At 58.7% G+C, this 12,865-nt stretch carries 11 protein-coding genes and 1 pseudogene; 9 read left to right on the top strand and 3 right to left on the bottom strand.

What is annotated here, in order from left to right; translation table 11 throughout:
* Positions 1 to 1,521: pseudogene (locus tag CQ018_RS04060) on the top strand (pyruvate dehydrogenase (acetyl-transferring), homodimeric type); the annotation flags it as partial.
* Positions 1,522 to 1,595: 74 nt separating this feature from the next.
* Here the strand turns inward: CQ018_RS04060 and CQ018_RS04065 are convergent.
* Both CQ018_RS04065 and CQ018_RS04070 read right to left on the bottom strand, forming a co-directional pair.
* Positions 1,596 to 2,132, bottom strand: a complete 537-nt coding sequence (locus CQ018_RS04065) for a hypothetical protein (protein WP_146111814.1) — start codon at positions 2,130 to 2,132, stop codon at positions 1,596 to 1,598.
* A gap of 202 nt (positions 2,133 to 2,334) precedes the next feature.
* Positions 2,335 to 2,532: a hypothetical protein gene (locus tag CQ018_RS04070; RefSeq protein WP_105548724.1), complete on the bottom strand. Its 198-nt coding sequence runs from the start codon at positions 2,530 to 2,532 to the stop codon at positions 2,335 to 2,337.
* Between the two features lie 319 nt (positions 2,533 to 2,851).
* On the opposite strand from CQ018_RS04070, the gene uraD reads away from it, so the two are divergent.
* The 4 genes from uraD to CQ018_RS04090 all read left to right on the top strand — a co-directional run bounded on the left by uraD (position 2,852) and on the right by CQ018_RS04090 (position 6,362).
* Positions 2,852 to 3,340: a 2-oxo-4-hydroxy-4-carboxy-5-ureidoimidazoline decarboxylase gene (gene uraD / locus CQ018_RS04075; RefSeq protein WP_105548725.1), complete on the top strand. Its 489-nt coding sequence runs from the start codon at positions 2,852 to 2,854 to the stop codon at positions 3,338 to 3,340.
* A gap of 68 nt (positions 3,341 to 3,408) precedes the next feature.
* Positions 3,409 to 3,756: a hydroxyisourate hydrolase gene (gene uraH / locus CQ018_RS04080; RefSeq protein WP_105548726.1), complete on the top strand. Its 348-nt coding sequence runs from the start codon at positions 3,409 to 3,411 to the stop codon at positions 3,754 to 3,756.
* Positions 3,757 to 3,760: 4 nt separating this feature from the next.
* The gene (pucL, locus tag CQ018_RS04085) at positions 3,761 to 4,687 is read left to right on the top strand and encodes a factor-independent urate hydroxylase (protein ID WP_105548727.1); all 927 of its coding nucleotides are present in this window, start codon (positions 3,761 to 3,763) and stop codon (positions 4,685 to 4,687) included.
* Positions 4,688 to 4,763: 76 nt separating this feature from the next.
* Positions 4,764 to 6,362 carry a nucleobase:cation symporter-2 family protein gene (locus CQ018_RS04090; RefSeq protein ID WP_105548728.1) on the top strand — a complete coding sequence of 533 codons (1,599 nt, stop codon included), beginning with the start codon at positions 4,764 to 4,766 and terminating at the stop codon, positions 6,360 to 6,362.
* Positions 6,363 to 6,476: 114 nt separating this feature from the next.
* On the opposite strand, the gene CQ018_RS04095 is transcribed toward CQ018_RS04090, so the two are convergent.
* Positions 6,477 to 7,241 (bottom strand): IclR family transcriptional regulator, encoded by a 765-nt coding sequence (locus CQ018_RS04095; RefSeq protein WP_105548729.1) that lies wholly within the window; start codon positions 7,239 to 7,241, stop codon positions 6,477 to 6,479.
* Between the two features lie 200 nt (positions 7,242 to 7,441).
* On the opposite strand from CQ018_RS04095, the gene CQ018_RS04100 reads away from it, so the two are divergent.
* From CQ018_RS04100 to CQ018_RS04115, 4 genes are read left to right on the top strand one after another with little or no spacing between them, the layout of a single operon-like run.
* Positions 7,442 to 8,833: an NAD-dependent malic enzyme gene (locus CQ018_RS04100; RefSeq protein ID WP_105548730.1), complete on the top strand. Its 1,392-nt coding sequence runs from the start codon at positions 7,442 to 7,444 to the stop codon at positions 8,831 to 8,833.
* A gap of 15 nt (positions 8,834 to 8,848) precedes the next feature.
* The gene (gene aceB / locus CQ018_RS04105) at positions 8,849 to 10,477 is read left to right on the top strand and encodes a malate synthase A (RefSeq protein WP_105548731.1); all 1,629 of its coding nucleotides are present in this window, start codon (positions 8,849 to 8,851) and stop codon (positions 10,475 to 10,477) included.
* Positions 10,474 to 11,751 (top strand): DUF6986 family protein, encoded by a 1,278-nt coding sequence (locus CQ018_RS04110; RefSeq protein ID WP_105548732.1) that lies wholly within the window; start codon positions 10,474 to 10,476, stop codon positions 11,749 to 11,751. The genes aceB and CQ018_RS04110 overlap by 4 nt, the downstream gene beginning before the upstream one ends.
* A complete protein-coding gene (locus CQ018_RS04115) occupies positions 11,744 to 12,580 on the top strand; it encodes a bifunctional allantoicase/(S)-ureidoglycine aminohydrolase (protein ID WP_105548733.1) in 837 nt (278 codons plus the stop codon). The genes CQ018_RS04110 and CQ018_RS04115 overlap by 8 nt, the downstream gene beginning before the upstream one ends.
* Positions 12,581 to 12,865 lie beyond the last annotated feature (285 nt).

Below are 12,865 nucleotides of genomic sequence, written 5' to 3' on the forward strand. Positions count from 1 at the left end.
AAGACGGTTAAGGGTTACGGCCTGGGTCCGCACTTTGAGGCGCGTAACGCAACGCACCAGATGAAGAAGATGACCCTTGATGACTTGAAGGGGTTCCGCGACTACCTGCGTATCCCGATCACCGACGAACAGCTCGAGGCTGATCCGTATCTGCCTCCGTACTACCGTCCAACCCAGGATTCGGCCGAGTACAAGTACATGATGGAACGTCGTACGGCGCTGGGCGGTTCAGTACCGGCCCGTCGTACCGAGTCCAAGGAAATCCACCTCCCCGTGGATAAGGCCTATGAGAGCGCATCACGTGGTTCGGGCAAGCAACAAGCGGCCACCACCATGGCATTTGTCCGCTTGCTCAAGGATTTGATGCGCGATAAGGACTTTGGTCAGCGTGTGGTGCCCATCGTGCCCGATGAATCGCGCACCTTCGGTATGGATGCGTTCTTCCCGACCGCAAAGATCTACAACCCGGCCGGTCAGAACTACCTCTCGGTGGACCGCGAACTGGTCCTTGCCTACAAGGAATCACCTGCCGGTCAGCTGATCCATCCGGGCATTAATGAGGCAGGTGCGGTAGCGGCATTCACCGCAGCGGGCACCGCCTATTCCACGCACGACGAGCCGTTGATCCCGATCTACGTGTTCTACTCGATGTTCGGCTTCCAGCGCACCGGCGATGCCTTCTGGGCAGCTGCGGACCAGATGACCCGCGGGTTCATCATGGGCGCCACCGCCGGGCGGACCACGCTCACCGGCGAGGGCCTGCAACACGCGGATGGTCACTCGCCAATCCTTGCGGCAACCAATGCGGCAGTTCTTACCTATGATCCTGCGTACGGTTACGAGATCGGACACATCATGCGCGATGGTCTTGAGCGTATGTACGGTGGGGCGCACGAGGATCCGAACGTGATGTACTACATCACGCTGTACAACGAACCGTACCAGCAGCCCAAGGAACCAGAAAACCTTGATGTTGAGGGAATCATCAAGGGCATCTACAGGGTCTCGGAAAGCACCATTGAGGGGCCACGCGCCCAGCTCATGGGCTCCGGTGTCTCGGTTCCGTGGGCGCTTGAGGCCCAGCGTATCCTTGCCGAAGAATGGGGTGTCTCGGCAGATGTTTGGTCGGTAACCTCCTGGAACGAGCTGCGTCGCGACGGTTTGGAAGCCGAATACGAGAACTTCTCGAACCCGGGTTCCGAGCCGCGGATTCCATTTGTCACCCAGCAGCTTCAGGGAGCCACGGGACCTGTGGTTGCGGCAACCGATTACATGTCGTTGGTTCCGGATCAGCTGCGCCAGTTCATCCCCAACGAATTTGCCACCCTAGGCGCCAATGGCTTTGGCTTCTCGGACACCCGTGCCGCCGCACGTCGCTTCTTTAAGATCGATTCTCATTCGATGGTGGTGCGTACGTTGCAGATGCTTGCAGCACGTGGCGAGGTTGATGCTTCGGCACCCGGTGCCGCATTTGCTAAGTACCAACTCAATGACGTCAATGCGGGCACCACTGGCGCATAATCCGGCTGTCTAGGGCAGAAAGTCCCGCGGGATGGCTTCGTAGAGGCCAACCCGCGGGACTTTTCTGCTGCTATCTATTCGGCACCGGAACCTAGGAATAGGCATTCGGCGGGTGAGTGGCCACGAGAAGAGGATTCCTTGAGCGCTCCGCCAGCAATGTTGATTGAGCATGTGAGTTCGTTGCTAGCCCCGTCAATACTCTTTCCCAGAACAAGCACCTTGGTCAGCTCGCTTCCCGCAGGAAGCACGATGTCCTGACTAAAGGGAAGGTTCTGTCGAATCATTTGACCGCCCGCTTTCTTGCCATCGCGCGTCATGACCAAGGTTTTGACCAAGGCAGCGGGTGCTTCACCGGAAACGCTCAGTCTCAGAGTTTTTTCTTGAGTGTCAGTAGGAGCAGACGAGGATGCGGCGGGGGAAGACGGGCTATCCGAAGGCGTAGTGCTAGTCGCCGGGGTCATACTGGGCCCCTGCGGGGTGGTTCCAGTGCCCTGGGAGGCCTTGTTCTGAGGTGCGGCACAGGAAGCTGCAGTCAGGCCAAGGGCGAGGACTGCAGCCCCAGCAAGGATGCATGAAAACATCCTTCCACGTGGCTTAGAGAAAGAAGTCATCTGCTCATCTTGGGCACAGCGTGTGGGCTGAAAGCAAAAATCTTGGCCCAAGTCACATGCTGGTTATTGGCTCTTTAGTGAAGGGCCGTGGTGCGTCGAGCACACATATTTTTGTGCATAACAACGAGGAGATGTCATGGCGCCTCCAATGACATCTCCCCGCGAATTTATGGGACGAATTAATCGTCGTACGAAGAACTTTTTAGCTGTGCGACTTGCTTGGCTGGAACCATGACCACCAGGAAACGGATTTCTTGCCCCGTGGGGCTCCGCCACCAAAGTCTGGGTCAAGGCCCCGAATGGGTTCAAACATTGAAATGCACGGTTTTGTGGGTAGCGCTTTGGCTGCCAATGCCTCATGTCCTGTGGAAGATCCGGCTGTCGAATCGACGGTGTTCATGTTACCCCCTTCGAGGTTTGTAGTTTCGTATGCTGGAATCAAACTATTGTCTGATGGAATAATTATCATCACACTTGGGCTGGTTGCACAAGACCCCAGGCGAAAAATGTTGTAACATCCTCCCCTTGGCCGACAGGGCGGGGTGGTGCTCAAAAAGAATTTTCGCAACACCCCTTGACGAAAGGTGTGTGATGCGGCTTACATAGATGGAAGAAGAATTCCACGATTCAAGACATCTAGTCGAAGCCGGTACTTCCGGTGGTAAGGGTGTTCAGCGATTGAGCGTGGCTCACAATGTATCGAAAGAGCTGATCACCCGATGGAACTGTCGCATTTTAATTCCCTTGAAGCAGTAGGCGCTTCAACAGTGCTTCGTCCCTGCCTTGATGTTGAGCGTTGGATCGATTCCATCGTTGCCAACCGCCCCTACGCCTCGCTTGAGGAATTGGTTGATCACGCAGAAAATGCCGTAGCCCCTCTGAAAATCGCAGAAATCGATGCGGCGTTGGCCCACCACCCACGTATTGGCGAACGTGCTCAGGGTGGATCTACCGAGGCGACACTCAGCCGTGACGAACAATCCGGCCTAAACCTTGAAGATTCGATCATGGCCGCGCTCAAGGCCGGAAACAAAAACTACGAAGAACGCTTTGACCGCGTCTTCCTCATTCGCGCTGCCGGTCGCAGCAGCGAACAAATCCTGGCGGAGCTAGACCGCCGCCTCGAAAACGATGAAGCCACCGAGATTCGTGAAGTCGGTGAGCAGCTGCAACAAATTGCTGCACTTCGGCTCAGCGCACTTTTCTAAAAAACTTTCTCCCTACGCGCTATTCACCGCGTCCACAATCGAATTTGAGGAGCTCTGAGAGCACAACTATGACTACTACTCGTAGCCACATCACTACCCATGTACTCGACACCGGGACCGGGAGGCCTTCCTCCGGTGTCAAGGCCACGCTGGAAGCCAAGACGGCATCCGGTTGGCAAGAAATCGGAACCGGGGTGACCGACGGTGATGGTCGGATCGCAAACCTCGGACCGGTGCAGGTTGAAGCGGGCGAATACCGTGTCTCGTTCGAGACAGGTGCCTACTTTGGGAGCAAGGGTACGGAAACCTTTTTCCCCGTGGTAACTATCAACTTCGTGGTGAATAACACCGCCGAGCATTACCATGTACCCCTTCTTATCAGCCCGTTTGCATTTTCCACGTACCGAGGGAGCTAATACAATGACTAGCACAATCGCAGACACCGCAGTCTCGACGAAAATCGTCCTGGGCAAGAACCAGTACGGCAAAGCAGAAGTCCGCCTCGTCAAGGTCACCCGCGACACCGACCGCCACCAGATCGAGGACCTCAACGTCTCCTCGCAGCTGCACGGCGACTTCACCAAGGCCCACATCGATGGCAACAACGACCGCGTGGTCCCCACCGATACCCAGAAGAACACCGTCTACGGTCTGGCCCGTGACGGAGTTGGCGCAGTTGAAGACTTCCTAGTTCGTTTGGGAACCCATTTCACCAGCGAATTCGACTGGATCACCGGCGGCCACTGGTCGGCCGAGCAGTACTTCTGGGATCGGATCAATGACCACGATCACGCGTTCTCACGCAATAAGTCAGAGGTCCGTACGGCGGTACTGGAGATTGCCGATGGCAAGAAGTCACTGCTTGCCGGCATCTCAGACCTCACGGTCCTGAAAACCACGGGCAGCGAGTTCAACGGATTCCCCGTTGACCGTTACACCACGCTGCAGGAAACTTCTGATCGCATTCTTGCCACAGATGTCACCGCACGCTGGCGCTACAACGACGAAGCCGTCAATGCCGGTGGCCTAGACTTCGATTCGATCTATACCTCGGTTCGTTCGCATCTACTCACGGAGTTCGCAAACAACCACTCGTACGCCCTGCAGCAGACGATGTTTGAAATGGGCCGTGCGGTTCTTGAAGCACATCCGGAAATCGACGAGATCAAGATGTCGCTTCCCAACAAACACCACTTCCTGGTAGATCTCACCCCGTTTGGCCAGGACAACCCCAATGAGGTCTTCTTCGCGGCGGATCGCCCATACGGCCTCATCGAAGCAACAATCACGCGTGAGGGAGTTCCTTCCACGCACCCAATCTGGGAAAATACACCCGGCTTTTGCTAGACGGTGATCTTTTGGGTGCGCCGGCGTGCCAGCGCCGGCGCACCCTTCATCGCAGCAGCCGACTAGGAGGTCAGTTGTGAACGCTACGCAAGTCAAAAGTACCAAACCTAGGCCAGAGGACGAGAAACTTCCACTGGGCCGGACCATCGCCTACGGACTACAGCATGTACTAACCATGTATGGCGGCATCATTGCACCACCCTTGATCATTGGTGGCGCGGCCGGACTATCTTCCGAAGCCATCGGCGTACTGATCGCAAGCTGCCTCTTTGTCGGCGGCCTAGCCACCATCCTGCAAACTGTCGGCATCCCATTCTTCGGTTGCCAGCTTCCCCTGGTGCAGGGAACATCCTTCGCCTCGGTTGCCACAATGGTTGCCATTATCGACGGGGGAGGGGGCATCCAAGCCGTATTTGGCGCGGTACTTGCGGCATCCGTAATTGGCTTCCTCATTGCCCCGTTCTTTGCCAAAATTGTGCGTTTCTTCCCGCCGGTGGTCACCGGCGTGGTGATCACCATGATCGGCATTTCGCTGACCCCGGTGGCAGCAAATTGGGCCATGGGCGGGAACGCCAAGGCCGATGACTACGGAAGCCTACAGAATATTGGGCTGGCCGGGGCAACACTCTTGGTGGCCCTGCTGCTGTCAAAATTGGGCAGCGCAACCATTTCACGCCTAGCCATCCTCTTGGCTATGGTGCTGGGAACCGTTCTAGCCGTGCTGATGGGCATGGCAGATTTTTCCAAGGTCGGACAGGGAGCAATCTTTGCCTTCCCGCAACCACTAGCCTTCGGCTGGCCGGTATTTGAGCTTGGCGGCATTATTTCGATGTTCATTGTGGTGATGGTGATCCTCACCGAAACCACCGCAGATATCCTGGCCGTCGGCGAGATTGCAGGAACCCGCGTGGATCAGCGCCGCATCGCCGATGGACTACGTGCGGACATGGCTTCGAGCATCCTTGCTCCGTTCTTCAACACCTTCACGCAAAGTGCCTTTGCACAAAATGTTGGCCTGGTAGCAATCACCGGGGTGAAATCCCGTTTTGTTGTCACCGCCGGTGGCGGCATCTTGGTGCTCTTGGGACTACTGCCAATACTTGGCCGTGTGGTCGCCGCGGTTCCTACTGCGGTCTTGGGGGGTGCGGGAATCGTGCTCTTCGGAACCGTTGCAGCCTCCGGTATCCGCACGCTGAGCACCGTGAAGTACGAGGGCAACCTGAATTTGATCATCGTTGCCACCTCGATTTCCTTCGGCTGCCTGCCGATCGTGAAGCCCGACTTCTATGATGCATTCCCAACCTGGTTTGGCACAATATTCCACTCGGGAATCAGCTCGGCAGCGGTCATGGCGATCTTGCTCAACCTGCTATTCAACGAACTCAAGTTTGGTACACCCAAGAAGAACGCTGTGGCGTATACCGCGGCCCCGCCGCGGTTGGTCATTGCCGAGCAATTGCCACGCATTATTAAAGCTTCGGAAGTTCGCGGCCTGATGGAGGGTGACGTCTTCAAATCCGACAAGGTTATTTCCGCCGACGGGGAGGAAATACCTGTGGTCGATGATGAAGAGTTCCGCGGAATTGTCGATGAATATCGCAAAAAATGCGAGGAAGCAGGGGTTGAATGCCCCGATGAATCAGAATTTGTGAGAGGAGCGCCAGAGACACACTAAGGGAACAGTCGAAGCGACTGATTGGGAAAACTGCTGCGGGCCCGCAGTTGAATGAAGGAAACTTCATTCAACTACGGGCCCGTTCCCCGTGGTTACCCCCCAGGGGGTAGAAAACTAGTCGTTGGCCACGGCTAGGGCCGCGGAAAGGGCTGCCGTTGCCACGCGCATGTGCGGGATCGCGCGTGCCGCGAACTCTTCGGTGACGCGGGTAATGGGCCCGGAAATGGAGATTGCCATGGGCGTTGGTGCGCCGGGGACGGCCATGGCCAGGCAACGCACACCGAGTTCTTGCTCTTCCTCATCGATGGCGAAACCGCGTGCACGAATTGCATCGAGTTCGATGAAAAGCTGATCCATCGAGGAAATAGTCTTGGGGGTCTGCTGGCGCATGCCTGCCTGATTGACCAGGCGTTGGACCCGCTCATCATCAAGCTCGGCAAGAATTGCCTTGCCCACCCCGGTGCCGTGGAGCGAGGAACGGCGTCCAACCTCGGTGATCATGCGCATCGAGTGCGGGGACTGTGCCTGCGAAATATAGGTGACCATATCCCCATCGAGCACTGCGATGTTGGCCGATTCGCCAAGCTCGGTGACAAGTGCCTTGAGTATTGGAGTGGAAAGTGCACCGAGCTGACGGTTGGCAACTTCGCCCAAGCGGATCAGCCGCGGTCCCAGCGCGTAGCGACGATTGGCCAATTGACGCACATACCCAATGCCAACAAGCGTGCGCAGCAGGCGGTGAATGGTCGGCAGGGGCAGCGAGGTTTCCGAGGCGATCTCGCTCAGTGCGGCCTCTCCTCCGGCGCGTGCAATGAGTTCTAGGAGTTCAAAGGCACGCTCAACGGATTGAACGCCGGCAGTGGTTTTAGCTTCAGCCATGGAAAAACTCCTGGTAGGTGGTGGGGAAACGAAGCCCGACGCTGGGTCCGTGCTGTTTAGAATACCGGATTTCACTCGCACTTTTCCGCTATCCGGAACTTTCGGCAAAAATTCTGTGACTCAATCCACAGTGGGGCCTTGTAATTTCACGTAGTAGATAATAGTATCCACTATACGGAAACATTTTCAGGAGGATGAACATGGCTGTACCAAGCCCCGGATATTCATTGACACTACGAGTGGAAACACCCGTATCAATCACCGCAACCAGCGAACTCGCTGCGGCTGTAGGCCGTGCCGGTGGCTCGATTACCGCCCTAGACGTAGCCGAATCCGGCCACGAAACCATGGTCGTAGACGTCAGCTGCAACACCACCGACGCGGAACACGGCCAGCTCATCCGCGATTCGCTGAACCAGCTTGAAGGCGTGAACGTCCGTAATATCTCGGACCGCACCTTCCTCATGCACCTGGGCGGCAAGCTTGAGGTCGTCCCGAAGGTTGCCCTGCGTAACCGCGAAGACCTCTCCCGTGCCTACACCCCGGGCGTTGCTCGCGTGTGCATGGCCATCGCCGAGAATCCCGAGGATGCCCGCAACCTCACCATTAAGCGCAACACTATTGCGGTTGTCACCGATGGCTCAGCAGTTCTAGGACTTGGCAATATCGGCCCGGCCGCCGCCCTTCCGGTCATGGAAGGCAAGGCAGCACTGTTCAAGCAGTTCGCAAACGTCGATGCCTGGCCGGTCTGCCTGGACACCCAAGACACCGAAGAGATCATCATGATCGTCAAGGCGCTCGCCCCGGTCTACGGTGGCGTGAACCTCGAAGACATCGCCGCCCCGCGTTGCTTCGAGATCGAAGCCCGTCTACGCGAAGAACTCGACATCCCGGTCTTCCACGATGACCAGCACGGCACCGCCATCGTTACCCTCGCCGCCCTGACCAACGCACTGCTGGTGGTCGGCAAACAGATCGATAAGACCCGCATCGTCGTCTCCGGCGTGGGCGCGGCAGGCAACGCAATCATCCAGCTCTTGGCAGCACGCGGCGCAAAGAACATCATCGCCTGTGGTCGCAACGGTGCGATCAGCGCGAAAGACACCTCCGATGACCCACACCGCCAGTGGCTCGCCGAAAATACCAACCCGGAACAGTTCACCGGCACCCTCAAGGAAGCAGTAGTCGGCGCCGATATCTTCATCGGTGTCTCGGCACCCGACGTGCTCGACGAAGCAGACATCAAGGCAATGAACAGTGACGCAATCGTCTTTGCCATGGCAAACCCGGACCCGGAAGTAGACCCGGCAGCCGCCGGACGCCACGCAGCAGTGGTTGCCACCGGACGCTCGGACTACCCAAACCAAATCAACAACGTCCTGGCCTTCCCGGGCTTCTTCCGCGGCCTGCTCGATGCCAAGGTCTCAGACATTACCGACTCCATGCTGTTGGCAGCAGCCGACGCAATCTCCGCCCGCGTTTCACAAGACGAGCTCAACCCGGGATTCATCATCCCCTCGGTCTTTGACCCGCATGTTGCAGCAGACGTCGCCGAAGCCGTGGCAAACGCGGCAGCCAAGAACAAGAAGTAAGAAAAGAGCACCACCATGAGCATCAGCATCACCCACGTCCCAGCCGTAGCCCAGGGCGAAGAAATCCTCTCCGAGGCAGCACTTGAATTCGTCGAGAAGCTACACACCAAGTTCGCTGCAACCCGCGATGAACTAATCCTCGCCCGCGTCGCCGCCCAGGAATCCGTCACGGCCACCGGAACCATGGACTTTGACCCAGCCACCGCCGAAATCCGCAACGGCGACTGGAAGGTAGCCCCGGCTCCGGCAGCATTGCAGGATCGCCGCGTGGAAATCACCGGCCCGGCGTCCCCGGCCAAGATGGCAATCAACGCACTGAACTCCGGTGCCAAGGTCTGGCTCGCGGACCTCGAAGATGCCTCGACGCCCACCTGGCACAACGTCATTGACGCGATCGCCAACCTGAGCGCCGCGGCCCGTGGCGAACTCACCTTCGATGACCCCTCCAACGGCAAGTCCTACGCACTGCGCACCGATGCCCCGCTGGCCACCGTCGTGGTCCGTCCGCGTGGCTGGCACCTGCCGGAAGCCAACGTACTGATCAATGGCGAACAGGGCGTCGGCGCACTTGTCGACTTCGGTCTGCACTTCTTCCACAATGCCAAGGTACTTTCAGAATCGGGCGCCGGCCCGTTCTACTACCTGCCCAAGATGGAGTCCTACCTCGAATCCCGCCTGTGGAACGAGATCTTCACCTTCGCCGAGGCAGAACTGGGCATCGAACACGGCACCATCCGCGCCACAATGCTTATCGAAACTATCCCGGCAGCCTTCCAAATGGATGAGATGCTCTACGAACTGCGCGACTACGCGGCGGGCCTCAACGCCGGCCGCTGGGACTACCTGTTCTCCATCATCAAGTACTTCAAGGAAGCCGGCGACGCCTTCATCATGCCGGACCGCGCCGATGTTGCCATGACGGCTCCGATGATGCGCGCCTACACCGAGTTGCTGGTGCAGACCTGCCACAAGCGTGGCGCCTTCGCCATGGGCGGCATGGCGGCTGTCATCCCCAACCGCCGCGAACCAGAAGTCACCGCGGCAGCCTTCGAGAAGGTCCGGGCCGATAAGACCCGCGAAGCAAACGACGGCTTCGACGGCTCCTGGGTGGCCCACCCGGACCTGGTAGAAATCTGTGTCGAGGTCTTCGACTCCGTCCTGGGAGATAAGCCAAACCAGCTCGACCGCCAGCGCCCGGAGGTCAACGTGACCGCCGCCCAGCTGCTCGACGTCGCCTCTGCCCCGGGTTCGGTCACCGAGGCCGGGGTCAACGCCAACCTCTACGTGGCAGTTGCCTACACCGCAGTCTGGCTTTCGGGCTCCGGCGCGGTGGCCATCCACAACCTCATGGAAGATGCCGCAACCGCGGAAATCTCCCGCTCGCAGATCTGGCAGCAGATCCACAACCAGGTTGTTGCGGCAGACACCGGCAATACCATCACCGCAGAACTAGTTGCCAAGGCCCTTGAGGTTCAGGTCGCCAAGCTACGCGATGAGGTCAACAACGAGGAAACCTTCAACGCCTACTACGCACCGGCAGCAGACCTGATCGGTCGGCTGGTGTCCGGCCGCGACGAGGACTTCGAAGAATTCCTCACGCTTCCGGCCTACCGCCTGTTGAGCACCGAGTTGGTGACCAAGTGACCCGCCGCGCAGCTCTAGACACCGCAGCTCTTGCGGAAATCGAAACCCGCCTTGCGGCAACCGATGAACTGCTGGCCAACAGCTACCCGGGCGATGACGGGGCTCGTCAGCCCATCCACACCGCGTACATCCCGGCCGACCGCTACGCACCACGTACCCCGGCAGCTTGGGGCACCGAGGCACTCACTGCTGCGGGCGGAACCGCCGGCCTGAGCGCACTAGCCGCTACGCTTGGTCTGCAGACTCCCGAGGTTTTGGCAGAACTTGTGGCAGCCAAGCTAACCTCCGAGCCCATCGAAGATCTGCGTCTAGACTTCGAAGACGGCTTCGGAAACCGCAGCGATGGAGAAGAAGACGCTGCTGTCATCCAGGCCGCCCGCGAGGTAGCCACCGCCGTGGCCGAGGGCATCGCACCACCATTTATCGGCATCCGTTTCAAGTGCTTTGAGGCCCCCACCAGGGACCGCGGCGTGCGCACCCTAGACTTGTTCATTTCCGAACTCGTCGCCATGGGCCCTCTGCCCCAGGGCCTGGTGCTGACCCTCCCCAAGGTCACCACCATCGCCCAGGTTGAAGCAATGGTGTTCATCTGCGAGAAGCTCGAGGCGGCGCACAACCTGCCACATGGCCGTCTGCGCTTTGAAGTACAGATGGAAACCCCGCAGCTGATCCTCTCCCACGAGGGCACGGTGCCCTCCGCGGCGTTGATTCACGCGGGCAGGGGCCGCGTCACCTCGTTGCACTACGGAACCTACGACTACTCGGCATCCCTGAGCATTGCCGCGGCCTACCAGTCGATGGAACACCCGGCAGCCGACTACGCCAAGAACGTCATGCAGGTGGCCATCGCCGGCACCGGCGTACACATGTCAGATGGTTCAACCAACATCCTTCCGTTGGGTGAGCCAGCAGCCATGGAAGCAGCCTGGGCACTCCATGCCCGGCTGGTCCGCCGCCACCTGGAACGCGGCATCTACCAGGGCTGGGATTTGCACCAGAACCAGCTGGTTACCCGCTACCTAGCAACCTACGCGTTCTACCGCGAAGGATTCGAGGCTGCGGCGACCCGCCTGCGTAACTACGTGCACAAGATCGAGTCCGCCATCATGGATGAACCGGCAACCGCTAAGGCACTTGCCAACTTCATCCGCCGCGGTTTGATCTGTGGCGCACTAACCGAAGCGGAAATCACTTCCGCAGCACAGATCGAGATAGCTACCCTTGAATCAATCGCGCTGGCGCGAACAACCCAAAGTGAGGATTCCCTTGTCTAAGACCCAAACCCGTGCCGACGCAAGCTACTACACCAACTACGGTGGGCACCCGCCGCAGACCGATCTGCTGACCGACCGCGCCATCGTCACCGAGGCCTATACCGTGATTCCACGCGGCGTGCTGCGCGACATCGTCACCTCGGTATTCCCCGAGTGGACAGGAACCCGCTCCTGGGTTCTGAACCGCCCGGTCGCCGGGGGAGCCACCACCTTCGCCCAGTCAATCGTCGAGGTCTCCCCGGGCGGTGGCTCGAGTAAGCCGGAGCCACAGGCCGAGGTTCAGTCCTTCATCTTCGTCGTCTCCGGCAAGTTGACAGTGACCATCAACGGCAAGACCGAAACCCTGGAAGAGGGCGGCTTCGCCTTCGCACCTGCGGGTTCTCAATGGCAGGCGCACAACAACGGCGTCGAGGTTGCCACCTTCCACTGGATCCGTAAGCGTTACGAACCGCTTGCCGGCGTCGAAGCACCGGGCCCGGTCTTCGGCAACGAGAAGGACATGGAACAGGGCGCCATGCCTGAAACCGATGGCAAATGGCGCACCACGCGCATGCTCGATCCCGAAGATGTCGCCTTCGACTTCGGCGTGAACATCGTGACCTTCGAACCTGGCGCATCGATTCCGTTCGCCGAAACTCACGTCATGGAGCACGGCCTGTATGTGCTTGAGGGCAAGGCCGTCTACCGTCTGAACGCCGACTGGGTTGAGGTAGAAGCCGGGGACTACATGTCGCTGCGCGCCTTCTGCCCGCAGGCTTGCTACGCAGGCGGACCGTCGAACTTCCGTTACCTGCTCTACAAGGATCAGAACCGCCAGGTTGCCTTGTAAATTAGGCGCATAAACTCCGCTCGTTGGCGGTGCACTAGACAAGGCCGGTCGCATGCCAGTTCCCATCCTCCTGGGGGCACGCGACCGGCCTTTTGCTTCCCTCGGTCCCTGCAGCGGCTTGAACTGAAAAGCGAGCAAGGCTGGTTGGTGGAACCCGGCGCGACGGGATGACTTATTCAAACAACACACCTCGGCCCGGCGGTGCTGTAGGTCACACGAGTGTTAGTGTTCCCCTTGTATCTTTGGGGAACTTTTGTAAGTGATATACGGCCGGTTTGGGTGAAA

This window comes from Arthrobacter sp. MYb227, assembly GCF_002975435.1.
GTDB lineage: Bacteria > Actinomycetota > Actinomycetes > Actinomycetales > Micrococcaceae > Paeniglutamicibacter.

Coding starts and splice junctions, on each gene's coding strand:
- CQ018_RS04065 (WP_146111814.1), bottom strand. CDS start 2,132: ATGACTTCTTTCTCTAAGCCACGTGGAAGGATGTTTTCATGCATCCTT.
- uraD (WP_105548725.1), top strand. CDS start 2,852: ATGGAACTGTCGCATTTTAATTCCCTTGAAGCAGTAGGCGCTTCAACA.
- CQ018_RS04070 (WP_105548724.1), bottom strand. CDS start 2,532: ATGAACACCGTCGATTCGACAGCCGGATCTTCCACAGGACATGAGGCA.
- CQ018_RS04100 (WP_105548730.1), top strand. CDS start 7,442: ATGGCTGTACCAAGCCCCGGATATTCATTGACACTACGAGTGGAAACA.
- aceB (WP_105548731.1), top strand. CDS start 8,849: ATGAGCATCAGCATCACCCACGTCCCAGCCGTAGCCCAGGGCGAAGAA.
- uraH (WP_105548726.1), top strand. CDS start 3,409: ATGACTACTACTCGTAGCCACATCACTACCCATGTACTCGACACCGGG.
- pucL (WP_105548727.1), top strand. CDS start 3,761: ATGACTAGCACAATCGCAGACACCGCAGTCTCGACGAAAATCGTCCTG.
- CQ018_RS04095 (WP_105548729.1), bottom strand. CDS start 7,241: ATGGCTGAAGCTAAAACCACTGCCGGCGTTCAATCCGTTGAGCGTGCC.